Genomic DNA, 22,396 nt, shown 5'->3' with positions numbered 1-22,396 from the left:
GCAGCCCTGAATGTTAGCGGCGCGGTCTGCCAATCGATAATGGCGGTGGGGGTGGCGGTGGCGGTGGGGGCGGCAGTGCAATCGCGGTTGAAGTAGCTTGAGCAAAGGGGTTAGGGTTTTCGGTTGATGTTCCAAACTCTTGCGTCAGGCGATTACGGATCGGATTCGCCCATTTTTCGGGAATGACACCAACCATATGCGTAAATCCAACCAGGTCATTTTTTCTAACAAACTTAAAACTCTTGAAGTCATCTGGTGAACCTATCGTATCGGCACCCTCAACAAGCGGCGTATTCTGACTTGACCTGGAAGTGTACCCCACACTGTAAACTGCTCCCCCTACCCCTTTGATTGCCGAGAAACCAACCAGCTCGCTTTGATCAACCTCAATCTTCTCCGCTAATTGAGTGTGACCCGGTATAGGTTGCGCGGGATCATTGTGCGTAATCGGCAGGATTTTTACTCTTTCGCCTTTTATGTTCGTTACCGTTGCACTGTCCCACGTTCTATTTGTATGAGGCATGGAGCGCCCACTGGCGCGCAACGGAGCAAGATAAATCACGCCGGTATTGATATGCGCCACGCCTGTGAATGCTGTTCCTTGGGCAGCTTCGCTAAAGGTTTCGCGACTCGCATCGTCAAGCAAGAATTCTTTTGGCGGCTCAATCGAGTGAACCAAATCACTGTCTTTCAAGGGTGTTGCATTACCGGCTGGCCTTATATCTTTCAGCTCATTTATCGATGTCAGACCAATCGGCAAATATCGGTAGTCGTCCGCAGCCTCGCCTATGACGGGTACCGCGCCATGCCCCTGTTTATCGACCAGAGCCAGGGGATTCCCCCGCACCATCCTGAACAGGTTCACACCATCGACATCCCCCGCCGGATCCGGATTGACCCACCGCTGCAGCCACGGGGCGTAATACCTGAAGCCGTAATATAAGAGCCCTGTGGCATCACGCTCCTGGCTTGAGTAGCGGATCACCTTGTACTTCGCCTCTGTGGCGCTGCGGGCCGCCCTCCAGGCCGTAGCGCCGTACGGATAGTAGCCCTCCCGACTCATCAGTTGGGCCTGGCCATCGAGCTCCATCACCGCACTGCCCAAGTGGTCGCCGAACTGGTAGCGCAGCTGATCGTTGGGGATGTCGGGCGGGCGCCCCGCCTGCCAGTGCAAAGCTCGCACCTGGGCTCGTCCGGCCGATGCCGTGACCACTTCCACCGCCTCTCCCGTAGCCGTGTTGGTCCGCAGTTCCAGCCCCGGCAAGTAGCGCACTTCGGCGACGTGAGTGATGGCTAACGCCTGGCGCAGGGTGGTCTTGCGCACTCGCCAGTTGTCGCCGTCATAGATGTAGTGTTCTCGGTCCGCCGGCCCGTCCTCGCGCAGCAGTTGAGCTGCCTGCCGGAGTTGGTTGCGCACGCCCCACGCCAATGGCTGGCCTTCCAGGCTTCGCAGGTTGCCGTTGGCATCGAAACCCGCCTCGATGTCCGGTTCGGGGCTGTTCTCTGGCCACGGCAAGCTGCGGTTGCTGGTGGGGGCAATAGCCATGCGCCGGGTCCAGCTCTGCAAGCCCTGGTGTGCCAGCAAGGTGAGATTGCCACCGGCATCATAGACATAACGTTCGGTGTAAGGTGTGAGTACGCTGGTGTCTCCAGCGCCGGGCAGCGGGATGGTTCCCGGCAACCCGGGGCCTACGCCGACGCCGGGAGTTTCCCGCCCCGTTGCCTCGATCAGTTGATACAGGCTGTCGTAGGCATAGGTGCTTAGCCCATCGCTCTTGCGGTTGGCGAAATAAGTGATCGCCACGGTGCCATCCTCGATACTCAGCACATTGCCAACCCGATCGTAAACATAGCTGAGTGCCTGCAGCTGGGCGCCGCCGGGGCGACTGGTCGCTAAGTGCAGCAGGCCGCCGTCGGCCGGATCGTAGGTGGCCGTGCTGCGCACGCCGTTGCCCGCTGCCTGAGACTCAACCTGGCCGAAAGCGTTGTAGGCAAGTTCGTGGACCAGGCACAGTTCGGTACCTCCCGAGAGGGTCAACCCGCTTTCCCTTAGCTGCCCAGCAACCGTGTACGCGTGGCGCCGCTCGTGGCCGCGCGCATCGATCTGGGTGAGCACCGCGCCGAACGCGTCATAGGTCCAGATCGTGGTAAAGGCCTCTGGCTCAAGCAACGCATCGCGCTCGACCTCGTCTTCAGGCCAGTCCGGAGTCTCCAGCGTCAGCAGGAAGTTGCGGATTTCGACCCGAGCCTGGCCCCGTAGGTAGTAGCTCGGCCAGCGTCGCGTGCCGGCCGGGTCGTCGTGACGCAGCAGTCGGCCGCAACGATTGCTGCCGGCTTCCGCGGGGCCACCATAGGCCAGACGCTCCACACGATGCCCGGCCTCCCCGGCTGCCTGTTCGTATGCCGCCACCGGACGCAGCAAGCCATCATAATCAGTGCGATGACTACCGCGCCCGTCCCAAGCCTGTCGAACCTGTCCGGCCTCGCCCGGCAGCGCCACCCGCCAACCCGCGTCCACGCTTACGGTCGATAGCACCTGCCCCGACAGGCTATGGATTGCGGTCTGGTTCGGTGTTACTGCCTCGCCGGCCTCGTGCCGGGTCCATAACCGCGCATCCCACTGCGCCACCCCACGTCCGGCGGCGTCGAATACCTGGCGTTCTATCCGCGCTTCGGCATCTTGCCCTGATGAAGTGCGGCAATAGCGCACCGCGCGTGACGGCAGGCCCCGTGGGTCGATGATGTTCAGAGTCGGAGTGTTACTGTGCAGCAAACCAGTGAGAGACATGTGCAGCCACACTCCTATTCATCTGTGGCGAGGCAGCACGCTGCCCACCCGGGACCATTTCCAGCGGTACTGGTGTAACCGAGACCAAGACAGAGCAAGTCACCGCGTCCCGGTACTCCACCGACTCGCGGTGAGGAAAATATTATCGTCGGATGAAAATGCCGCTACTGTCAGATCTGACAGGTAGCTCCTGAGTAACCACCGAGCCGGTCATTTTGCCGATTGCCTCGGGAAGAAGATGGCGGCGGTCAATGCCGTCGAAGAAGCCCCGGACACCGCCGATGAAGCCGCCGAACAGATGCCCCGCGACGAGCTGGAAGTGGCGCCCCAGGTGCTAGGGCAGATCTTTTGCAAATATCTGATGGAATAGCAGAACGCCGTGGGCGTATGCCTTTTCCCCGCTGCCCTGAACCCGCCGCAGATCTGGAACTGAACTGGTACTTATTGTGGCAAGGGAGCTTGCTCCCGCTCGGTTGCGCAGCGACCGCAACATCTGGGGGCCGCTTCGCCCGAGGCGTCGGACCGGCCCAGCGGGAGCAAGCTCCCTCGCCACAAAGGACTGCGCTCAGCTTGTCAGCGGATTTATTTCTCAGGCATCGGCATCGGAAACGGCATGACATTGCCGACCGCGCCACGGGCTTCGCTGATTTTCGGCGTGCCCAGGCGCTCGACCTCGTCGATGCGCACGATCGAGTGCATCGGCACGAAGCTGCGCACCACGCCTTCGAACTGCGCCTTGAGCTTTTCTTCGCTCGGGTCGACGACCACTTGCGTGCGCTCGCCAAAGACGAATTCCTCGACCTCCAGGAAGCCCCACAGATCACTCTGATAGATCTGTTTGGCGTACATTTCGAATACCTGGCCCTGGTTGAGGAAAATCACCTTGTAGATTGGAGCTTCACGTTTGGTCATGGCTGGCGAAACACATCGGCGGGTAAAAATGAGGGCGCGAACTATAGCATAGCCACTGCTCGCGGGAATTAGCCACACAGGCCACTATTTCCCTATAATGCGCGGTTCTTTGAATCACGTGATGAACCCGTCCATGGCCAAGAAGCTTTACATCGAAACCCACGGTTGCCAGATGAACGAGTACGACAGCTCGCGCATGGTCGATCTGCTGGGTGAACACCAGGCCCTGGAAGTCACCGCTCGCGCGGAAGACGCGGACGTGATCCTGCTCAACACCTGCTCGATCCGCGAACGCGCCCAGGACCGGGTGTATTCCCAGTTGGGCCGCTGGCGCGAACTGAAGCTGGCCAACCCGGACATGGTCATTGCCGTTGGTGGCTGTGTCGCCAGCCAGGAAGGCGCGGCCATTCGTGACCGCGCGCCCTACGTGGACGTGGTCTTTGGCCCACAGACCCTGCACCGCCTGCCGGAGATGATCGACGCCGCACGCATTACCAAGCTGCCGCAAGTAGACGTCTCGTTCCCGGAAATCGAAAAATTCGATCACCTGCCCGAACCGCGTATCGACGGCCCAAGTGCCTACGTATCGGTGATGGAAGGCTGCAGCAAGTACTGCACCTTCTGCGTGGTGCCGTATACCCGCGGCGAAGAAGTCAGCCGCCCCTTCGACGACGTGATTGCCGAGATCATCCACCTGGCGGAAAACGGCGTGCGCGAAGTGACCCTGCTGGGGCAGAACGTCAACGGCTACCGAGGGCTGACCCATGACGGTCGCCTGGCGGACCTTGCCGAACTGATCCGCGTCGTGGCGGCGGTGGACGGCATTGACCGCATCCGTTACACCACCTCACACCCGCTGGAGTTTTCCGACAGCCTGATCCAGGCCCACGCCGAGGTCCCCGAACTGGTCAAGCACCTGCACCTGCCGGTGCAATCGGGTTCCGACCGGATCCTCGCGGCCATGAAGCGCAACCACACGGCGCTCGAATACAAATCCAAGCTGCGCAAGTTGCGCGCGGCGGTCCCGGGGATCTGCATCAGTTCGGATTTCATCGTCGGTTTCCCCGGCGAAACCGAGAAGGATTTCCAACAGACCATGAAGCTGATCGAGGATGTGGGCTTCGATTTCTCCTATTCCTTTGTCTACAGCCAGCGCCCCGGCACGCCAGCGGCGGACCTGATGGACGAGACGCCCGAGGAAGTGAAGAAGGAGCGACTCAATGCCTTGCAGCACCGCCTTAACCAGCAAGGTTTCGAGATCAGCCGACAAATGGTCGGCTCCATCCAGCGGATCCTGGTGACCGATTACTCGAAAAAAGACCCGGGCGAATTGCAGGGGCGCACCGAGAATAACCGTATCGTCAACTTCCGCTGCGACACTCCGGCATTGATCGGCCAGTTCGCCGACGTGCACATCGACGCCGCGCAACCGCACTCCCTGCGCGGTTCGCTGGTCCAGTAACAACACCACTCCATGTGGGAGCGAGCCTGCTCGCGAATGCGCTATTACGGTCAATATCGAGGTTGGATGTGACAGCGCTTTCGCGAGCAGGCTCGCTCCCACACTGGTCGTGGCGAGCCTGTTGTCAGATTGCGCCGCTTAAGAGCTTTCGCACCCAGCCTACTGGCGTTATCCTTGATTTCATCTTAATTGCCCCTGGGCGGCTAAAAACGACCTTGAACGCACCCATCGAACCACATCGTTTCATTCTCGAGCCCTTCGAGGCTCGCCGCTTCGCCAATCTGTGCGGGCAATTCGACGAGCATCTGCGCTTGATCGAACAGCGCCTGGCCATCGAGATCCGCAACCGCGGAAACCAGTTCGAACTGATCGGCGAACCCAAGCACACCTCCTCCGCGGAAAACCTGCTGCGCCGCCTCTATCGGGAAACCAAGGCAAGCGAGCTGTCGCCGGATCTGGTCCATCTGTTCCTGCAGGAATCGGCTGTCGAGGAACTCGACAACCCAGCCCCTGCGGAACCTGCGGTGGCCCTACGCACGAAAAAAGGCATGATTCGCCCGCGCGGCCTGAATCAGCAGCGCTACGTGAAGGAAATCCTCGCCAACGATATCAATTTCGGTATCGGCCCGGCCGGCACCGGCAAGACGTACCTGGCCGTGGCCTGTGCGGTCGATGCGCTGGAGCGCGAACAGGTGCGACGCATCCTGCTGGTGCGCCCGGCGGTCGAAGCCGGGGAAAAGCTCGGCTTCCTGCCCGGCGACCTTTCCCAGAAAATCGACCCGTACCTGCGCCCGCTCTACGATGCGCTGTACGAAATGCTCGGTTTCGAATACGTCGCCAAGCTGATCGAACGCCAGGTCATCGAGGTTGCGCCACTGGCCTACATGCGTGGCCGCACCCTGAACAACAGCTTCATCATCCTCGACGAAAGCCAGAACACCACCGTCGAACAGATGAAGATGTTCCTGACCCGGATCGGCTTCGGCTCCACCGCCGTCATCACCGGGGACATCACCCAGGTCGACCTACCCCGTGGCACCAAGTCCGGGCTGAACCATGTGATCCAGGTGCTCAAGGATGTTCCGGGCATCAGCTTCACGCATTTCATGCCCAAGGACGTCGTGCGCCATCCGCTGGTGCAGCGCATCGTCGAAGCCTATGAACGCTTCGAGAATCGCCAGGAAGACGCGCCCGCCGCCAAGGGCAACAGCCACGATGCTTGAACTCGACCTGCAACTGGCCAGCGAACATGCAGCCCCCGGCGAGGCCCAGTTCCGTCAATGGTGCGAACTGGCCCTGCGTCAGCGTAGCGCCGACTCGGAACTGACCATCCGCCTGGTGGACGAAGCCGAAGGTCGCGAGTTGAACCACACCTGGCGGCAGAAGGACTACGCCACCAACGTGCTGTCCTTCCCCGCCGACGTGCCCGACGAGCTGCTCGATATCCCGCTATTGGGCGACCTGGTGATTTGCGTCCCCGTGGTGGAGCGTGAAGCGGCGGAACAACACAAGACCCCTGAGGCCCACTGGGCTCACCTGGTGATTCACGGCTGCTTGCATTTGCTCGGTTACGACCATATGGAAGATGACGAAGCCGAGGAAATGGAAGCACTGGAACGAACGTTGCTTGCCGAGCTGGGTCATCCCGACCCTTATGCCGGCGACGAACACTGATACATCAACCTGTAACGACAAAGGATTCAGAGTAATCGCTATGAGCGAAGATCGATCGACCAACGGGCAGAAGTCATGGCTGGGCAAGCTCACCCAGGCTTTTGCCCATGAGCCGAAAAACCGCCAGGAGCTGCTGGAGCTGCTGCGCGATGCACACCAGAACAAACTGTTGGACAGCGAAGCGCTGGCCATCGTCGAAGGCGCCATCCAGGTCGCTGACCTGCAAGTGCGGGACATCATGGTCCCACGCTCGCAGATGGTCAGCATCAAGGCGACCCAGACTCCCCGCGAATTCCTTCCGGCCGTGGTCGATTCCGCTCACTCGCGCTACCCGGTCGTCGGCGAGAGCCATGACGACGTCATGGGCGTGCTGCTGGCCAAGGACCTGCTGCCGCTGATCCTCCAGGAGAACGGCGACAGCTTCAACATCAAGGACTTGCTGCGTCCGGCCACCTTCGTGCCCGAGTCCAAGCGCCTTAACGTGCTGCTGCGCGAGTTCCGCGCCAATCACAATCATATGGCCATCGTCATCGACGAATACGGTGGCGTGGCCGGACTGGTTACCATCGAAGACGTGCTTGAGCAGATCGTCGGCGACATCGAGGACGAACACGATGTCGAGGAAGACAGCTACATCAAGCCACTGCCCAGCGGTGACTTCCTGATCAAGGCCCTGACGCCCATCGAGAACTTCAACGAGTTCTTCGACAGCGAGTTTTCCGACGATGAGTTCGATACCGTCGGCGGCTTGGTCATGAGCGCTTTCGGCCACCTGCCCAAGCGTAACGAAACCACCGAGATCGGCTCCTGGCGCTTCCGCATCCTCAATGCCGACAGTCGCCGGATCCATCTGCTGCGCCTGTCACCCATTGCCCGTTAACCCCTGCGAGACCCGCTAAGGAAACACATGCGCTGGATAACCCGCCCCGGCTGGCCCGGTAACCTGCTGGCCGTGGCGGCCGGCGCGATCACCACCCTGGCGTTGGCACCCTTCGACATCTGGCCGCTGGCATTGCTCGCGGTCGGGTTGTTCTACGCCGGCTTGCGCGAACTCTCGCCCCGCCAGGCCCTGGGCCGTGGTTGGTGTTTCGGTTTCGGCCTGTTTGGCGCCGGCACCAGCTGGATCTACGTCAGCATTCACAACTTCGGCGGCGCCTCGGTGCTGCTCGCCGGTCTGTTGATGCTGTTGTTCATCGCCGCCATCGCCTGGTTTTTCGCCCTGCCCGCCTGGCTGTGGGCGCGCTGGCTGCGGCGCAACGAGGCGCCCTTGGCCGACGCACTGGCCTTCGCCGCGCTGTGGTTGGGCCAGGAAGCTTTCCGCGGCTGGTTCCTGACCGGTTTCCCGTGGCTTTATTCCGGCTATAGCCAGCTCGACGGCCCGCTGGCGGGGCTCGCGCCGCTGGGCGGGATGTGGCTGATATCCTTCACCCTCGCCCTGACCGCCGCGCTGCTGTACAACGTGCCCCGGCTGCTGCGCGCCGGGCGCAAGGGCTTCATCGCTGCGGGCCTGGTGCTGCTGGTCGGTCCGTGGGTCGCCGGCATGGCGCTCAAGGGCCACGCCTGGACCAGTCCTTCGGGCGACCCGCTGAGCGTGGCGGCGATCCAGGGCAATATCGAACAAAGCATGAAGTGGGACCCCGAACAGCTCAACGCGCAGTTGGCGCTGTACCGCGACATGAGCCTCAGTTCCAAGCGCGTCGACCTGCTGGTCTGGCCGGAAACCGCGGTGCCGGTGCTCAAGGAGTCTGCCCAGGGTTACCTGGACATGATGGGCAGCTTCGCCGCCGAGCGGCATTCGGCGCTGATCACCGGCGTGCCGATTCGCCAACTGGTGCGCCACGAGAGACGCTACTTCAACGGCATCACCGTGACCGGAGAAGGCGATGGCACCTACCTCAAGCAGAAACTCGTGCCCTTCGGCGAGTACGTGCCGTTGCAGGACCTGCTGCGCGGGCTGATCGCATTCTTCGACTTGCCCATGTCGGATTTCGCCCGGGGCCCGGCCGACCAGCCGCTGCTGCAAGCCAAGGGTTACCAGATCGCTCCATTCATTTGTTACGAAGTGGTCTACCCGGAATTCGCCGCCAGCCTTTCGGCGCGCAGCGACCTGCTGCTGACCATCAGCAACGACACCTGGTTCGGCACTTCGATCGGCCCGCTGCAGCATTTGCAAATGGCGCAGATGCGCGCGCTGGAAGCCGGCCGCTGGATGATTCGTGCCACCAACAACGGGGTGACCGGCCTGATCAACCCCTTCGGCCAGATCACCGTCAGCATCCCGCAATTCGAGCGCGGCATCCTCTACGGCGAAGTGGTGCCGATGCACGACCTGACGCCCTACCTGCAATGGCGTTCGTGGCCGTTGATCATCCTGTGCGTGTTGCTGCTGGGCTGGGCGTTGATGGCCGGACGGATGGCCAAGACCGTTTGACACACCTCTTGTAGGGCTGGATATCTCTGTGGCGAGGGAGCTTGCTCCCGCTCGGCTGCGCAGCAGTCGCAAAACCGGACAGTGCGGTTTACCTGGAGCACTGCAGGGGCCTGCTTCGCAGGCCAGCGGGAGCAAGCTCCCTCGCCACAATGGTGCTCACCTCGATTTTGTTCAGCGGTAGAACAACCAATACCCCACCAACCCCACCGCTTCATTCATCAACTGTCCCGACTGCCAGATCGACTTGAATTCCGGCATCCAGCCGCCCAATGGCCGGGCGTTATCCTGGCCGAGAAACCCCATCGGCGCGGGAACCACCTCGAAGCCCGCACGCTGGAAGCTCCAGACCGCGCGCGGCATATGCCAGGCCTGGGTCACAACGACCACGCGCTTGACGCCTTCAGGCAACAGGATCTGCGCGCTCATCTGGGCATTTTCCCAAGTCGTGCGGCTGCGCTCTTCCAGCCAGCGTACGGCCACCCCGTGATCATCGAGCATCGCGTCGGCCATCAGCTTCGCTTCGCTGGGTGGAGTGCCATAGTGCAAGCCACCAGTAGTCAGCACAGGCAGGCCGGACGCCTTCGCCAGGCGCGCCGCATAGCGCTGGCGCTCCAGACCGATACCGGTGGGCTGGTCAGTGCCCCAGGCCAGGTCGCCACGCTCACGACCGGACCCCAGCACCACGATGGCGTCGGCCCGCTGAGCCAGGGTCGCCCATCCACTGCGCGGCAGTGGCGGCTCACGCTCCAATGCCTCGGCGCTCCACTGCACCACCACCGGCAGGCTCATCAGCCAGAAACCACCCAGGCCCGCGGCAAAACACAGGCGAGCCAGGCGCGGCCGGGAGTCGCGCCACCACCAGGCAAGCGCCAGCAGCAGTAAAAGAATGCCGGGCGGCAATAGAAGTTGTTTGATGAAATAACGAAACGGCATCGGGCATCTCCAAAGATGCCCGAAGCCTAGGTGGGTTGACGCAATGCGACAACAGATTCGAAAAAAGCCGAATCAAAAAAAAGCGACACGCGTGGATCCGGCTTCACTTGAACTGCAGCGAGCGGACCTTTACAGCATCCTTGTCGGGCGCCCGGTCCTTGAGCCAGACAACCTTGGCCGGACGGGGCGCATCGAGACGCTTGTTTGCCTGGACACCACTGGAGGAGGCCTGGTGCCCGACCTGCTCAAGGTAAGCCTTGACGACTTCGAACTCTGCGGGGCTCAAGCCGCGTAGTTCCAGCTCTGCCGGGCGTTCATCACGCAAGCGACCGGCGGTTCTTGCCGCGTCCAGGGCCACCCCGAGACGATCGATCAGTTTTTCGTACAGCTCAGGTGTAGCGACTTTTCGTTGTGATTCAACCATCCCTCACCTCATTGAAGATAAGACTCACTCCCCATTGAGAAGCTTAGCTTCGCTGGGCAAACCGGCAGGACGCCGCGACCAACGGCCCTGAACGCCGGCCGTCGGCAATGGTCGGCAACGCCTGGACACGCAATCAAGGTTTCCCTCGGCAGAGCGCGGTCATGTATGCTACGGCGCTTCCTGTAACTCCACTTCCAGCTTGGCTGGGCATCGAAAACGCCGCATCCGGCGTCGTCTGCGTCCAGCATGGCAATGAAGAGGATTGGGCCACCCCATTCAGTACAAAAGTAGCCATGCACGAACACTACCAGCCCCGTGAAATCGAAGCCGCCGCCCAATCGTTCTGGGACGAGCAAAAGTCCTTTGAAGTCAGTGAACAGCCAGGCAAGGAGACGTACTACTGCCTGTCGATGTTCCCTTACCCCAGCGGCAAGCTGCACATGGGGCACGTGCGCAACTACACCATCGGCGACGTGATCTCCCGCTACCAGCGCATGCAGGGCAAGAATGTCCTGCAACCGATGGGTTGGGACGCCTTCGGCATGCCGGCGGAAAACGCCGCGATGAAAAACAACGTGGCCCCCGCCAAGTGGACCTACGAAAACATCGCCTACATGAAGACCCAGCTGCGCAGCCTGGGCCTTGCGGTGGACTGGTCCCGCGAGGTCACCACCTGCAAGCCCGAGTACTACCGCTGGGAGCAGTGGCTGTTCACCCGCCTCTTCGAAAAAGGCGTGATCTACCGCAAGAACGGCACCGTGAACTGGGACCCGGTGGACCAGACCGTACTGGCCAACGAGCAGGTCATCGACGGTCGCGGCTGGCGCTCCGGCGCGCTGATCGAAAAGCGCGAGATCCCGATGTACTACTTCAAGATCACCGCCTACGCGGATGAACTCCTGGAGAGTCTCGACGAGCTGACCGGCTGGCCCGAGCAGGTCAAGACCATGCAGCGCAACTGGATCGGCAAGTCCCGGGGCATGGAAGTGCAGTTTCCGTACGACGTCGCCTCCATTGGCGAGGCCGGCGCCCTGAAAGTCTTCACCACCCGTCCGGATACCCTGATGGGCGCCACCTACGTGGCCGTGGCCGCCGAACATCCGCTGGCGACCCTGGCGGCGCAGAACAACCCCGAGCTGCAGGCGTTCATCGCCGAATGCAAGGGCGGCAGCGTCGCCGAAGCCGATGTCGCCACCCAGGAAAAGAAAGGCCTGCCGACCTCGCTGTTCGTTGAACACCCGCTCACCGGCGAGAAACTGCCGGTGTGGGTCGCCAACTACGTGCTGATGCACTATGGCGACGGCGCCGTGATGGCCGTGCCGGCTCACGACGAACGCGACTTCGAGTTCGCCCACAAGTACAACCTGCCAGTCAAACCGGTCGTGCGCACCAGCGCCGGTGACCAGACCCCGGCGCCATGGCAGGATGCCTATGGCGAGCACGGTGAGCTGATCAATTCCGGCGAGTTCAACGGCCTGGATTTCGCCGGTGCGTTCGACGCCATCGAAGTCGCCCTGATCAAGAAGAACCTTGGTGCCTCGCGCACCCAGTTCCGCCTGCGTGACTGGGGCATCAGCCGCCAGCGCTACTGGGGCTGCCCGATCCCGATCGTGCATTGCGACACCTGCGGCGATGTACCGGTACCGGAAGACCAGTTGCCAGTGGTCCTGCCGGAAGACGTCGTACCCGACGGCGCCGGCTCGCCCCTGGCGCGCATGCCCGAGTTCTACGAATGCAGTTGCCCGAAATGCGGCGCACCGGCCAAGCGTGAAACCGACACCATGGACACCTTCGTCGAGTCCTCGTGGTATTACGCCCGCTACGCCTCGCCGCATTATGAAGGCGGCCTGGTGGAAAAATCCGCAGCCGACCACTGGTTGCCGGTGGACCAGTACATCGGCGGCATCGAACACGCCATCCTGCACCTGCTCTACGCGCGCTTCTTCCACAAGCTGATGCGCGACGAAGGCCTGGTGAGCTCCAACGAGCCGTTCAAGAACCTGCTGACCCAAGGCATGGTGATCGCCGAGACTTACTATCGTCGCGAAGCCAATGGTGCCTATACCTGGTTCAACCCGAGCGACGTCGAACTCGAACGCGACAGCAAGGCCAAGGTCATCAGCGCCAAGCTGATCGCCGATGGCCTGCCGGTGGAAATCGGCGGCACCGAGAAGATGGCCAAGTCGAAGAACAACGGCGTCGACCCACAGTCGATGATTGATCAGTTCGGCGCGGACACCTGCCGCCTGTTCATGATGTTCGCGTCGCCACCCGACATGAGCGCCGAATGGTCCGACTCCGGCGTCGAAGGCTCGCACCGCTTCCTCAAGCGCGTCTGGCGCCTGGCCCAGGCTCACGTCAGCCAGGGTCTGCCAGGCAAACTGGACCTCGCCGGCCTGAACGACGAGCAGAAAGCCATTCGTCGCTCGATTCACCTGGCGATCAAGCAGGCCAGCCATGACGTCGGCCAGAACCACAAATTCAACACGGCCATCGCCCAAGTAATGACGCTGATGAATGTGCTGGAAAAAGCCGCGCAAGACACCGAACAGGATCGCGCGCTGGTTCATGAAGGCCTGGAAGCGGTGACGCTGCTGCTCGCGCCAATCACCCCGCACATCAGCCATGAACTGTGGAATCAACTGGGTCACGCCGACCCGGTGATCGACGCCGGTTGGCCGGTGGTGGACGAAACAGCGCTGGTACAAGACAGCCTGACCCTGGTCATCCAGGTCAACGGCAAGCTGCGCGGCCAGATCGACATGCCGGCCGCCGCCACTCGCGAAGAAGTCGAAGCCGCCGCACGCGCCAACGAAAACGTACTGCGCTTCGTCGATGGCCTGACGATCCGCAAAGTGATCGTCGTGCCCGGCAAACTGGTCAATATCGTCGCAAGCTAATTGGATCGGGCGTCCAGGCCACCGGCCGGACGCCGAATATGACCTGCGGGGCCGCACAGTCGGCCATGGGTTTCAAGGGGAGCAACAAGATGATCAAACGTAATCTGCTGGTTATGGGCCTGGCGGTCCTGTTGAGCGCCTGCGGCTTCCAGCTGCGCGGCACTGGCACCACCGAGCTGGCCATCAAGGAACTGGACCTCAGCGCGCGGGACGCTTATGGCGATACCGTGAAAATGCTGCGTCAGACCCTGGAAAACAGCGGTGTGAAAGTCTACAGCGGCGCACCGTACAAGCTGGTATTGGCAAGCGAACAGCAAAGCCAGCGCAGCCTCAGCTATGCCGGCGCCGGTCGTTCGGCCGAGTACGAGCTGACCAACGTGTTGAACTACGAAATCCGCGGCCAGAATGGTCTGTCGCTGCTGGATGACAAGCTGCAGGTGCAGAAGGTCTACCTGCACGACGGCAACAACATCACCGGTTCCGATCAGGAGTCTGTCGAAGTTCGCGGCGAAATGCGCCGTGAACTGGTCCAGCGCATGATGCTGCGCCTGCAACAGCTGAGCCCGGCTCAACTGGACCAGCTGCAACAGACCGCCGACGCTCGCGCCAAGGCCGAAGCCGAAGCGCTGGAAGCAGCACGCAAGGCTGAGGCGGAAACCCCGCAACAGTCGCCGTTGCAGATCCCGGCTCAATAAGCCTTGCGGGGCGCTCCGGCGCCCCGCTCGCCTGCGCCTATGAAACTCGCTCCCGCTCAACTCGGCAAACATCTGCAAGGCGCGCTCGCGCCCGTCTATATCATCAGCGGCGATGACCCGCTGCTGTGCCAGGAAGCCGCCGACGCCATCCGCTCTGCCGCCCGCCAGCAAGGTTTCGACGAACGCCAGGTGTTCGCCGCCGACGCCAGCTTCGATTGGGGTACGTTACTGCAGGCCGGGGCAAGCATGTCGCTGTTCGCCGAGAAACGCCTGCTGGAACTACGCTTGCCCTCCGGTAAACCCGGTGACAAGGGCGCCGCCGCGCTGATCGAATACTGCTCGCGGCCCGCCGAGGACACGGTACTGCTGATCAGCCTGCCGAAACTCGACGGCAGCGCGCAGAAAACCAAGTGGGGCAAGGCGCTGGTCGAAGGCCAGCAGACTCAGTTCGTGCAGATCTGGCCGGTGGATGTCAGTCAGTTGCCCAGCTGGATCCGCCAGCGCCTGTCCCAGGCCGGCCTGTCGGCCAGCCAGGACGCGGTTGAGCTGATTGCCGCCCGGGTCGAAGGCAACCTGTTGGCCGCCGCCCAGGAAATCGAAAAACTCAAGCTGATGGCCGAGGGTGGCCAGATCACGGTGGAAACGGTCCAGGCGGCCGTGGCCGACAGCGCACGCTTCGATGTCTTCGGGCTGACCGACGCGATCCTCAACGGTGAAGCCGCCCACGCCTTGCGCATGCTTGAAGGCCTGCGGGGCGAAGGCGTCGAACCGCCGGTGATTCTCTGGGCGCTGGCCCGGGAGTTGCGCCTGCTCGCGAACCTGTCGTTGCAATACAGTCAGGGCGTGCCGCTGGACAAAGCCTTCAGCCAGGCCCGGCCGCCGGTATGGGACAAACGCAAACCGTTGATGAGCAAGGCGCTGCAACGTTACTCGGCATCACGCTGGGCGCAATTGCTGCTCGAAGCCCAGCGCATCGACGCACAGATCAAGGGCCAGGCCGCAGGCTCGCCGTGGATGAGCCTGAGCCGGTTGTCGCTGTTGATGGCCGGCCAACGGCTGTCATTACCCGCTGAATAAACCGGTACCTGTGGCGAGGGGGCTTGCTCCCTCGCGACAAAATCTCTCCATCCAGACGACATAACCAGCACGGTCCAGGGACTGGACAAAAACCCAGCTCTGTCCCATGATTGCCTCGCGAAAAACCATCCCCAAGAGAGATCCGTCATGAGCAAAAAGCCATCCAGGCATGGCCCCAACAAGGCCAAGTCCATCGTCGCCCAGCCCCTGTTCCGCAGCCGCCAGGAACGACCCGCCAAGGGCAAAGGCAGCTACCGCCGCGAAGCCTTCCAGTCTGACAACTGGGAGGCTTCTTGCTTTCTGGCAGCCTGAAACACTCGAACAAGCTCTACAGCCCCTGCCCATGTTAAGGTCAGCACTTGATTCGTTTATCTGGACCCGTGCATGCCCCTCCGCCTTTCCCGTCGTTGGCCACTGCGCCAATTGATAGCTGCCGCAAGCGTTGCGTTATTGGTCGCCTGCGCTGAAAAACCCACCGCCGCCGATGCCCAACCGCTCAAGACCCTGCCTGCCGTGACCGCACCGGCCATCGTGCCGCCCGTAGTGCCGACCGGGGAGAACCTGGATATTGCGCCGACCCAGACCTTCGCCGAATGGCAAGCCGGGTTTCGCAAGGAAGCACTGGCCGCCGGGATCCGGGCCGACCTGTTCGACCGTGCCTTCATCGGCGTCAGCCCGGACATGAGCGTGATCAAGGCGGATCGCAGCCAACCTGAATTCAGCCGGCCGGTATGGGAATACCTCGATGGCGCCTTGTCACCTTTGCGGGTGCGCAAAGGCCAGGCCTTGCTCCAGCAGCACGCCGACATCCTGCAAAGCATCGAACAGCGCTACGGCGTTGATCGCCAGGCGCTGGTAGCGGTGTGGGGCATGGAGAGCAATTTCGGCCAGTTCCAGGGGACCAAGTCAGTGATCAACTCCCTGGCCACCCTCGCCTACGAAGGACGGCGTCCGGGCTTTGCCCACGCACAACTGATTGCCGCGCTGCAAATTCTGCAACAGGGCGATATCACCCCGGAAAAGATGCTCGGCTCCTGGGCCGGCGCCATGGGCCAGACCCAGTTCATTCCAACCACCTACAACACACATGCAGTCGATTTCGATGGCGATGGGCGTCGTGATATCTGGGGCAGCGCCACCGACGCCCTGGCCTCGACCGCGCACTACCTGCAAAGCTCCGGCTGGCAGCGCGGCCAACCATGGGGATTCGAGGTCTCGCTCGGTGAAGGCTTCGACTACACCCTGGCCGATGGCACGATTCGCAAACCCGTCTCCGAATGGGAGCGCCTGGGCGTTTCCGAATATGGCGGTTTGCCGATTGCCCCGGATGAGAAACAGCTCTCGGCTTCCCTTCTCCTGCCGGCAGGCCATCGCGGCCCGGCATTCCTGATATTCGATAACTTCCGAGCCATCCTCAAGTACAACAACTCATCGTCCTACGCCTTGGCGGTTGGGCTGTTGTCACAGCGCTTCGCCGGCGCAGGCCTGGTCTACGGCCAGTGGCCAAAGGAGGACCTGCCCCTGAGCCGCAGCGAACGTATCGAACTACAGACTCTGCTGGGCAAGCACAACTACGACGCGGGCACGCCCGACGGCATTATCGGCGCCAACACCCGCAAGGCGATCCGCAGCGCCCAGCAGTCGTTTGGCTGGCCGGCGGATGGGTATCCGACGCACAAGTTGCTGGAGGCGTTGCGTAGTCGCTGAATTGCCGTACGGCGGCTGACGCTTTCGCGAGCAGGCTCGCTCCCACAGGTGCTCATGTATTCCCTGTGGGAGCGAGCCTGCTCGCGAAGACTGACTATCAGGCAACAGAAAATTAGCGGCTGACCACCACATCCTGCTCCAGCACCAACCTCTTCTCCCCCGCATCCAGCGTCACCAGCGCGCCCATCGGCAACGTCAGGTTCGGATCACAATGCCCGCTGCGCCAGCCGGACAACACCGGAATACGCAGTGGTTCGAAGGTCTGCTTGAACAAGCGGTTCAGCGCCTCGCCATCCACACCGGCGACATCCCCCAATAGCACGCCTCGCAGCTTCGCCAGGGTGCCTGCCAGCCGCAATTGGGTCAGCAGACGGTCGATGCGATATAGCGGCTCATTGACGTCCTCGACCAGCAGGATCACGCCTTCGGCATCAATTTCGTAGGGCGTGCCCATGGTTGCGGCGATCATCGACAGATTGCCGCCCAACAGGCGCCCTTGGGCAATGCCGGGTTCCACGGTAGTCAATGGATAGGCTGCGGGATGGCTCAGTACGTCGCCCGCTTTCAATTGGCCGCGCAGCAGGCTGAAAAAGGACGTGACGGTCGGGGGCTCCTTATCGCCCAGCAGGTCGGCGTTGAGCAACGGTCCGTGAAAGGTCACGAAGCCGGCGTAACGGCTGATTGCCAGGTGCAGGGCGGTGATGTCGCTGTAACCGACGAAGGGCTTGGGGTTTCGTTTAATGAGCTCGAAGTCGATGCGATCGAGCAGGCGGGGGGTGCCGTAGCCTCCGCGCAGGCAGATGATCGCGTTTACCTCTGGGTCGGCGAAGGCGGCGTGCAGGTCGTTCAGTCGTGTATCGTCGCTGCCGGCCAGGTAGCCGTCTTTTTCGTAGACGCCGGGGAAAATTCGCAGATCATGGCCCCTGGCGCGCATCCATTGGATGGCTTTTTCGGTGTCCAATGGGGCTGGGCCGGCGGGGGCGATCACTCCGATCAGGCCTTCTTGAAGGAGGGCCGGGACGGGGTGGTGTGGGATTAGGGTGTGGGCCATGGGTTTTCCGGTTTTTTGATCGTGTGAATATCCGTTTCTGCGGTAATGGCTGCTTAGGGTTCCGCTCTTACAGCGGGTCACTTTTGGTAAAGCGCCAAAAGTAACCAAAAGCGCTTTGCCCCACCACTCGGCACCTCGCCTAGGCTCGGTGTGCCCTCACTCCGGCATTGCTCCGTGGGCCCGCCGCGAAGGGCCATCCATGGCCCAGCGCGGCTATCCCGGCATCCATGCCGGGATGCCCACTACGCAATGCCTGCGTTCGGCCAGCGTGGTTAACGGGGCGCTGAGATCAGAGTCAAAAGCAGAGCAAGAGCAAGAGCAAGAGCAAGAGCAAGAGCAAGAGCAAGAGCAAGAGCAAGAGCAAGAGCAAGAGCAAGAGCAAGAGCAAGAGCAAGAGCAAGAGCAAGAGCAAGAGCGAGACATGTGCCAGTAACTATTTAGCTGAACCACCGCTTTCGCGAGCAAGCTCGCTCCCACATTCGATCTTCGGCTGACGCAGATTTCACGACGTACAGAGAATCACTGTGGGAGCGAGCCTGCTCGCGAAGAGGCCAGCACATCCAACATTTTCATCGACTGACAATCCGCTTTCGCGAGCAAGCCCGCTCCCACAATTGATCTTCAGCAACCACAAAATTTGCGTACAACGCAGCCCCTTGTGGGAGAGGGCTTGCCCGCGAAGGGGCCGTCACATCCAACATCTTCATTGGCTGGCACACTGCCTTCGCGAGCAGGCTCGCTCCCACAGAAGAAACGCAATCCCGACAAACCAGGTCGGCCCTAAGGCCGCCTCGCGGTGGACGTTGATTTCGGCGCCCCGTTAACCACGCTGGCTGAACGGAGGTGTTGCGTAGTGGGCACCTCGGCATGGATGCCGAGGTAGCCGCGCTGGGCCAGGGATGGCCCTTCGCGGCGGCCCACGGAGCAATGCCTGCGTTCAGGCATGCCGAGCCTAGGCGAGGCACCGAGTGGTGGGGCAAAAGCGTTTTGGTTACTTTTGCGCTTTATAAAAGTGACCCGCTGTAAGAGCGGAACCGTCAGCCGCCATTACGCAAAAAACGGATATACCCCCAAAAAACTCAGGAACCCAAAAGCTCAGCCTTGACCAACTTAGCCTGCTCATCCGCATGATAAGAAGACCGCACCAACGGCCCCGAAGCAACGTTCTTGAAGCCCATCTTGTACCCCTCCTCCGCAAACCAGGCAAAGGTATCCGGATGCACAAAACGCTGCACCGGCAAATGGCTACGGGAAGGCTGCAGGTATTGGCCCAGGGTCAGCATGTCGATGTCGTGCTCACGCATGCGCTTCATGACCTCGATGACTTCCTCATCAGTCTCACCCAGGCCCAGCATCAAGCCAGACTTGGTCGGAATATGCGGCATCATCTGCTTGAAACGCTGCAGCAGGGTCAGCGACCACTGGTAGTCCGAACCCGGACGCGCAGCCTTGTACAGGCGTGGCACGGTTTCCAGGTTGTGGTTGAACACATCCGGCGGCTCGGCGGCGGTGATTTCCAAGGCAATGTCCATGCGGCCACGGTAATCAGGCACCAGGGTTTCCAGCTGCACGTTCGGCGACAGCTTGCGAATCTCGCGGATGCAGTCGGCGAAGTGCTGGGCACCGCCGTCACGCAGGTCGTCACGGTCCACCGAGGTGATGACCACGTATTTCAGCTTCAGGTCGGCGATGGCGATGGCCAGGCTTTCCGGCTCGTTGGTGTCCAATGGCTTCGGACGGCCATGGCCGACGTCGCAGAACGGGCAACGACGGGTGCAGATGTCGCCCATGATCATGAACGTCGCGGTGCCGCCGGAGAAGCACTCGCCCAGGTTCGGGCAGGAGGCTTCTTCGCAGACGCTGTGCAGCTTGTGCTTGCGGAGCAGGGCCTTGATCCGGTCGACTTCCGGAGAGACCGGGATGCGCACGCGGATCCAGTCGGGTTTCTTCGGCAGTTCGGTGGTCGGGATGATCTTGACCGGAATGCGTGCAACCTTCTCGGCGCCGCGCAGCTTGACGCCGGCCTCTACCTTGGCACGCGGGGCCGGACGTTCGGTGACGTCCAGCGTCGGGATCATGGTTTGCACTGCATCAGTAGTCATATCAGTCGATTCCGCCCGTGAGGGTCGTCTGCTCAGCATAGTCGAGGTGTTTGACGAGCTGCGCGCGCAGCCGGGCACTTACCTCGGCAAATTCAATCGATCCTGTGTGATCGCGCAGCTGGGTCATTGCCAGCCCTGCATAGCCACAGGGATTAATCCGTCTAAACGGTTCAAGATTCATGTCCACGTTCAGCGCCAGGCCATGGAACGAACAGCCATGGCGGATGCGCAAGCCGAGCGAGGCGATCTTCGACCCGTCGACGTAGACGCCCGGTGCATCCGGCTTGGCCGCCGCGGTCACGCCGTAGCTGGCGAGCAGCTCGATCAGGCATGTTTCCATGCGAGTGACCAGCTCGCGCACGCCGAACCCCAGCTTGCGCACATCCAGCAACAGGTAGGCAACCAGTTGGCCGGGGCCATGGTAAGTCACCTGCCCGCCCCGGTCGACCTTCACCACCGGGATATCGCCCGGCAGCAGCAAGTGCTCGGCCTTGCCGGCCTGGCCCTGGGTGAACACCGGCGGGTGTTCCACCAGCCAGACTTCGTCGTCGGCGCTGGTGCCACGTTCGTTCGTGAAGCGCTGCATGGCGTGCCAGACCGGCTCGTAAGCCATGCTGCCCAGCTCGCGAAAGCCCAGCGTGCCCGGCATCACAACACCATATGCACGAAACCGGTCGCTCGCAGCTCGCTGTTGATGTCGTAGAGCTGTTCCTGGCCGGTGGCAATGATGTGCAACTGGATGGTCGTGTATTTGCCGTTGGTACTCTGGCGCTCGGCCAGGGTGTTGTGGTCAACGGTGGCGTGTTTTTCAAGGATCGCGATGATCTTGTCCTTGAAGCCCACACCGGTATCGCCGATTACCTTGATCGGATAATCCGCGCAGGGAAATTCGATCTTTGGCGCTTTTACTTCGGAGTCTGTCATGGCGTAACGGCCTCGCAAGCCGTGATAACGAACATGGCCCCGCACCGGAAAGGAACGGGGCCATGCAGGTCAACACTCGAAATCAGTTGAACAAGCCGTAGAAGAATAGACGGATGCTATCCCACATGCGGCGGAAAATACCACCTTCCTCGACCGCGTCCAGCGCGATCAGGTCGGCGCTGTGCACCACCTTGTCGTCCAGTTTGACTTCGACCTTGCCGATCACGTCACCCTTGGCGATAGGCGCGGTCAGCTGAGGGTTCATGGTCATGCTGGCGGCAAGCTTCTTGAGCTGGCCTTTAGGCAAGGTCATGGTCAGGTCCTGCGCCAGGCCGGCTTTCACCTGGTTGCTGGTGCCTTTCCACACCTGGGCCTGGGCCAGTTCGGTGCCCTTCTGGTAGAAGGTCTGGGTTTCGAAGAAACGGAAACCGTAGGTCAGCAGCTTCTGGGTCTCGGCGGCGCGGGCCACTTCGCTGTTGGTGCCGAACACCACGGCGATCAGGCGCATGCCGTCACGAACCGCCGAAGACACCATGCAGTAGCCAGCCTCCTCGGTGTGGCCGGTCTTCAGGCCATCGACGGTCTTGTCGCGCCACAGCAACAGGTTGCGGTTAGGCTGCTTGATGCCGTTCCAGAAGAATTCCTTCTGGGAATAAATGGCGTAATGCGCAGGGTCTTCGTGGATGATTGCCCGGGCCAGGATCGCCATGTCGTGAGCCGAGGAATAATGCTCGGGGTTCGGCAGGCCGGTCGGGTTCATGAAGTGGCTGTTGGTCATGCCCAGGTCGGCGACCGTCTTGTTCATCATGTCGGCGAACGCGTCTTCGCTGCCGGCGATGTGCTCGGCCAGGGCGACGCTGGCGTCGTTGCCGGACTGGATGATGATGCCGTGCAGCAGGTCGCTGACGGTCACTTGCGAACCGACCTTGATGAACATCCGCGAACCGCCGGTGCGCCAGGCGTTTTCGCTGACGGTCACCGGATCGTTCTCACCGATCTGGCCGCGACGGATCTCCAGCGTGGCGATGTACGCGGTCATCAGCTTGGTCAGGCTGGCCGGTGGCAGGCGCTGGTCACCATTGTTCTCTACCAGCACATTGCCGCTGCTGGCATCCATGAGGACATAGGCTTTGGCCGCCAGTTGCGGAGGCGAAGGCATCATCTCGACCGCGAACGCGGCCGGAGAGAGAAGCAGCGGGACTAGCAGGCAAAGGCGTTTGGCAAAGGTGGTGATGTTCATCCGTCTCTCGAAATCGCTAATGGGACTGCCCGTAGGCAAAAACTAAACAGGCAGCTTTCTAGGCTTTGTATGAAAA

General features: G+C 61.6%; 20 protein-coding genes and 1 pseudogene. 12 read left to right on the top strand and 9 right to left on the bottom strand.

The annotated features are described in order from the left end of the window. Positions 1-13: 13 nt before the first annotated feature. Entirely contained in the window at positions 14-2,788 is a 2,775-nt protein-coding gene (locus J3P84_RS04040; protein ID WP_434627997.1) for an RHS repeat-associated core domain-containing protein, read from the bottom strand. 235 nt (positions 2,789-3,023) lie between these two features. On the opposite strand from J3P84_RS04040, the pseudogene J3P84_RS04035 reads away from it, so the two are divergent. Then, positions 3,024-3,155 (top strand): annotated as a pseudogene (locus J3P84_RS04035) (tetratricopeptide repeat protein); the annotation flags it as partial. Between the two features lie 215 nt (positions 3,156-3,370). Here the strand turns inward: J3P84_RS04035 and J3P84_RS04030 are convergent. Next, complete coding sequence (locus J3P84_RS04030) at positions 3,371-3,700, bottom strand: DUF1820 family protein (protein ID WP_003185742.1); 330 nt, start codon at positions 3,698-3,700, stop codon at positions 3,371-3,373. A 133-nt stretch (positions 3,701-3,833) separates the two neighbouring features. Between J3P84_RS04030 and miaB the strand changes: the two genes are divergently transcribed. The 5 genes from miaB to lnt all read left to right on the top strand — a co-directional run bounded on the left by miaB (position 3,834) and on the right by lnt (position 9,267). Continuing rightward, on the top strand, positions 3,834-5,162 hold the full coding sequence (gene miaB / locus J3P84_RS04025; RefSeq protein WP_434627994.1) for a tRNA (N6-isopentenyl adenosine(37)-C2)-methylthiotransferase MiaB: 1,329 nt from the start codon (positions 3,834-3,836) through the stop codon (positions 5,160-5,162). 215 nt (positions 5,163-5,377) lie between these two features. Then, positions 5,378-6,385, top strand: a complete 1,008-nt coding sequence (locus J3P84_RS04020; protein ID WP_434627991.1) for a PhoH family protein — start codon at positions 5,378-5,380, stop codon at positions 6,383-6,385. Continuing rightward, positions 6,378-6,836 carry an rRNA maturation RNase YbeY gene (gene ybeY / locus J3P84_RS04015; RefSeq protein ID WP_434571627.1) on the top strand — a complete coding sequence of 153 codons (459 nt, stop codon included), beginning with the start codon at positions 6,378-6,380 and terminating at the stop codon, positions 6,834-6,836. Before J3P84_RS04020 ends, ybeY begins: the two co-directional genes overlap by 8 nt. Positions 6,837-6,876: 40 nt before the next feature. After that, positions 6,877-7,716, top strand: a complete 840-nt coding sequence (locus tag J3P84_RS04010; RefSeq protein WP_186610826.1) for an HlyC/CorC family transporter — start codon at positions 6,877-6,879, stop codon at positions 7,714-7,716. Positions 7,717-7,743: 27 nt separating this feature from the next. After that, positions 7,744-9,267, top strand: coding sequence for an apolipoprotein N-acyltransferase (gene lnt / locus J3P84_RS04005; RefSeq protein WP_434571625.1), 1,524 nt, complete (start codon positions 7,744-7,746; stop codon positions 9,265-9,267). Between the two features lie 171 nt (positions 9,268-9,438). Here lnt and J3P84_RS04000 read toward each other — a convergent pair whose 3' ends face one another. Further along, positions 9,439-10,200, bottom strand: coding sequence for a YdcF family protein (locus tag J3P84_RS04000; protein WP_434627987.1), 762 nt, complete (start codon positions 10,198-10,200; stop codon positions 9,439-9,441). Between the two features lie 103 nt (positions 10,201-10,303). After that, on the bottom strand, positions 10,304-10,624 hold the full coding sequence (locus tag J3P84_RS03995; RefSeq protein WP_434627984.1) for a hypothetical protein: 321 nt from the start codon (positions 10,622-10,624) through the stop codon (positions 10,304-10,306). Between the two features lie 293 nt (positions 10,625-10,917). On the opposite strand from J3P84_RS03995, the gene leuS reads away from it, so the two are divergent. From leuS to J3P84_RS03970, 5 genes are all read left to right on the top strand, one after another. After that, positions 10,918-13,524, top strand: a complete 2,607-nt coding sequence (leuS, locus tag J3P84_RS03990; protein WP_434627981.1) for a leucine--tRNA ligase — start codon at positions 10,918-10,920, stop codon at positions 13,522-13,524. Positions 13,525-13,613: 89 nt separating this feature from the next. Beyond that, positions 13,614-14,219 carry an LPS assembly lipoprotein LptE gene (lptE, locus tag J3P84_RS03985; RefSeq protein ID WP_434627978.1) on the top strand — a complete coding sequence of 202 codons (606 nt, stop codon included), beginning with the start codon at positions 13,614-13,616 and terminating at the stop codon, positions 14,217-14,219. Positions 14,220-14,258: 39 nt separating this feature from the next. Beyond that, positions 14,259-15,296, top strand: a complete 1,038-nt coding sequence (holA, locus tag J3P84_RS03980; RefSeq protein ID WP_434571617.1) for a DNA polymerase III subunit delta — start codon at positions 14,259-14,261, stop codon at positions 15,294-15,296. 147 nt (positions 15,297-15,443) lie between these two features. Continuing rightward, positions 15,444-15,608: an alternative ribosome rescue factor ArfA gene (gene arfA, locus J3P84_RS03975; RefSeq protein ID WP_030140368.1), complete on the top strand. Its 165-nt coding sequence runs from the start codon at positions 15,444-15,446 to the stop codon at positions 15,606-15,608. 72 nt (positions 15,609-15,680) lie between these two features. After that, a complete protein-coding gene (locus J3P84_RS03970; protein WP_434627975.1) occupies positions 15,681-17,003 on the top strand; it encodes a lytic murein transglycosylase in 1,323 nt (440 codons plus the stop codon). A 112-nt stretch (positions 17,004-17,115) separates the two neighbouring features. Here J3P84_RS03970 and J3P84_RS03965 read toward each other — a convergent pair whose 3' ends face one another. After that, the gene (locus tag J3P84_RS03965) at positions 17,116-18,054 is read right to left on the bottom strand and encodes a S66 peptidase family protein (RefSeq protein WP_434627972.1); all 939 of its coding nucleotides are present in this window, start codon (positions 18,052-18,054) and stop codon (positions 17,116-17,118) included. A 199-nt stretch (positions 18,055-18,253) separates the two neighbouring features. On the opposite strand from J3P84_RS03965, the gene J3P84_RS03960 reads away from it, so the two are divergent. Beyond that, on the top strand, positions 18,254-18,487 hold the full coding sequence (locus J3P84_RS03960; protein ID WP_434627969.1) for a hypothetical protein: 234 nt from the start codon (positions 18,254-18,256) through the stop codon (positions 18,485-18,487). A 646-nt stretch (positions 18,488-19,133) separates the two neighbouring features. Here J3P84_RS03960 and lipA read toward each other — a convergent pair. The 4 genes from lipA to J3P84_RS03940 form a co-directional block, all read right to left on the bottom strand. Next, entirely contained in the window at positions 19,134-20,156 is a 1,023-nt protein-coding gene (lipA, locus tag J3P84_RS03955; protein ID WP_014340371.1) for a lipoyl synthase, read from the bottom strand. 1 nt (position 20,157) lies between these two features. Continuing rightward, entirely contained in the window at positions 20,158-20,805 is a 648-nt protein-coding gene (gene lipB, locus J3P84_RS03950; RefSeq protein ID WP_434627966.1) for a lipoyl(octanoyl) transferase LipB, read from the bottom strand. Further along, a complete protein-coding gene (locus J3P84_RS03945) occupies positions 20,805-21,080 on the bottom strand; it encodes a DUF493 domain-containing protein (protein ID WP_434627963.1) in 276 nt (91 codons plus the stop codon). Before J3P84_RS03945 ends, lipB begins: the two co-directional genes overlap by 1 nt. An 82-nt stretch (positions 21,081-21,162) precedes the next feature. Next, positions 21,163-22,320 (bottom strand): D-alanyl-D-alanine carboxypeptidase family protein, encoded by a 1,158-nt coding sequence (locus tag J3P84_RS03940; RefSeq protein WP_434571608.1) that lies wholly within the window; start codon positions 22,318-22,320, stop codon positions 21,163-21,165. Positions 22,321-22,396: the final 76 nt, after the last annotated feature.

Origin of the sequence: Pseudomonas sp. Z1-29 (genome assembly GCF_051131995.1) — a bacterium.
Classification (GTDB): domain Bacteria; phylum Pseudomonadota; class Gammaproteobacteria; order Pseudomonadales; family Pseudomonadaceae; genus Aquipseudomonas.
Note: the sequence above shows the minus strand (reverse complement) of the source record. Positions and strands in the feature narration are given on the sequence as shown.

Excerpts from the sequence above, each read along its gene's own strand:
- J3P84_RS04040 (WP_434627997.1), bottom strand. The coding sequence starts at position 2,788 with ATGTCTCTCACTGGTTTGCTGCACAGTAACACTCCGACTCTGAACATC.
- J3P84_RS04030 (WP_003185742.1), bottom strand. The coding sequence starts at position 3,700 with ATGACCAAACGTGAAGCTCCAATCTACAAGGTGATTTTCCTCAACCAG.
- miaB (WP_434627994.1), top strand. The coding sequence starts at position 3,834 with ATGGCCAAGAAGCTTTACATCGAAACCCACGGTTGCCAGATGAACGAG.
- ybeY (WP_434571627.1), top strand. The coding sequence starts at position 6,378 with ATGCTTGAACTCGACCTGCAACTGGCCAGCGAACATGCAGCCCCCGGC.
- J3P84_RS04010 (WP_186610826.1), top strand. The coding sequence starts at position 6,877 with ATGAGCGAAGATCGATCGACCAACGGGCAGAAGTCATGGCTGGGCAAG.
- lnt (WP_434571625.1), top strand. The coding sequence starts at position 7,744 with ATGCGCTGGATAACCCGCCCCGGCTGGCCCGGTAACCTGCTGGCCGTG.
- J3P84_RS04000 (WP_434627987.1), bottom strand. The coding sequence starts at position 10,200 with ATGCCGTTTCGTTATTTCATCAAACAACTTCTATTGCCGCCCGGCATT.
- J3P84_RS03995 (WP_434627984.1), bottom strand. The coding sequence starts at position 10,624 with ATGGTTGAATCACAACGAAAAGTCGCTACACCTGAGCTGTACGAAAAA.
- leuS (WP_434627981.1), top strand. The coding sequence starts at position 10,918 with ATGCACGAACACTACCAGCCCCGTGAAATCGAAGCCGCCGCCCAATCG.
- lptE (WP_434627978.1), top strand. The coding sequence starts at position 13,614 with ATGATCAAACGTAATCTGCTGGTTATGGGCCTGGCGGTCCTGTTGAGC.
- holA (WP_434571617.1), top strand. The coding sequence starts at position 14,259 with ATGAAACTCGCTCCCGCTCAACTCGGCAAACATCTGCAAGGCGCGCTC.
- arfA (WP_030140368.1), top strand. The coding sequence starts at position 15,444 with ATGAGCAAAAAGCCATCCAGGCATGGCCCCAACAAGGCCAAGTCCATC.
- J3P84_RS03970 (WP_434627975.1), top strand. The coding sequence starts at position 15,681 with ATGCCCCTCCGCCTTTCCCGTCGTTGGCCACTGCGCCAATTGATAGCT.
- J3P84_RS03965 (WP_434627972.1), bottom strand. The coding sequence starts at position 18,054 with ATGGCCCACACCCTAATCCCACACCACCCCGTCCCGGCCCTCCTTCAA.
- J3P84_RS03960 (WP_434627969.1), top strand. The coding sequence starts at position 18,254 with ATGGCCCAGCGCGGCTATCCCGGCATCCATGCCGGGATGCCCACTACG.
- lipA (WP_014340371.1), bottom strand. The coding sequence starts at position 20,156 with ATGACTACTGATGCAGTGCAAACCATGATCCCGACGCTGGACGTCACC.
- lipB (WP_434627966.1), bottom strand. The coding sequence starts at position 20,805 with ATGCCGGGCACGCTGGGCTTTCGCGAGCTGGGCAGCATGGCTTACGAG.
- J3P84_RS03945 (WP_434627963.1), bottom strand. The coding sequence starts at position 21,080 with ATGACAGACTCCGAAGTAAAAGCGCCAAAGATCGAATTTCCCTGCGCG.
- J3P84_RS03940 (WP_434571608.1), bottom strand. The coding sequence starts at position 22,320 with ATGAACATCACCACCTTTGCCAAACGCCTTTGCCTGCTAGTCCCGCTG.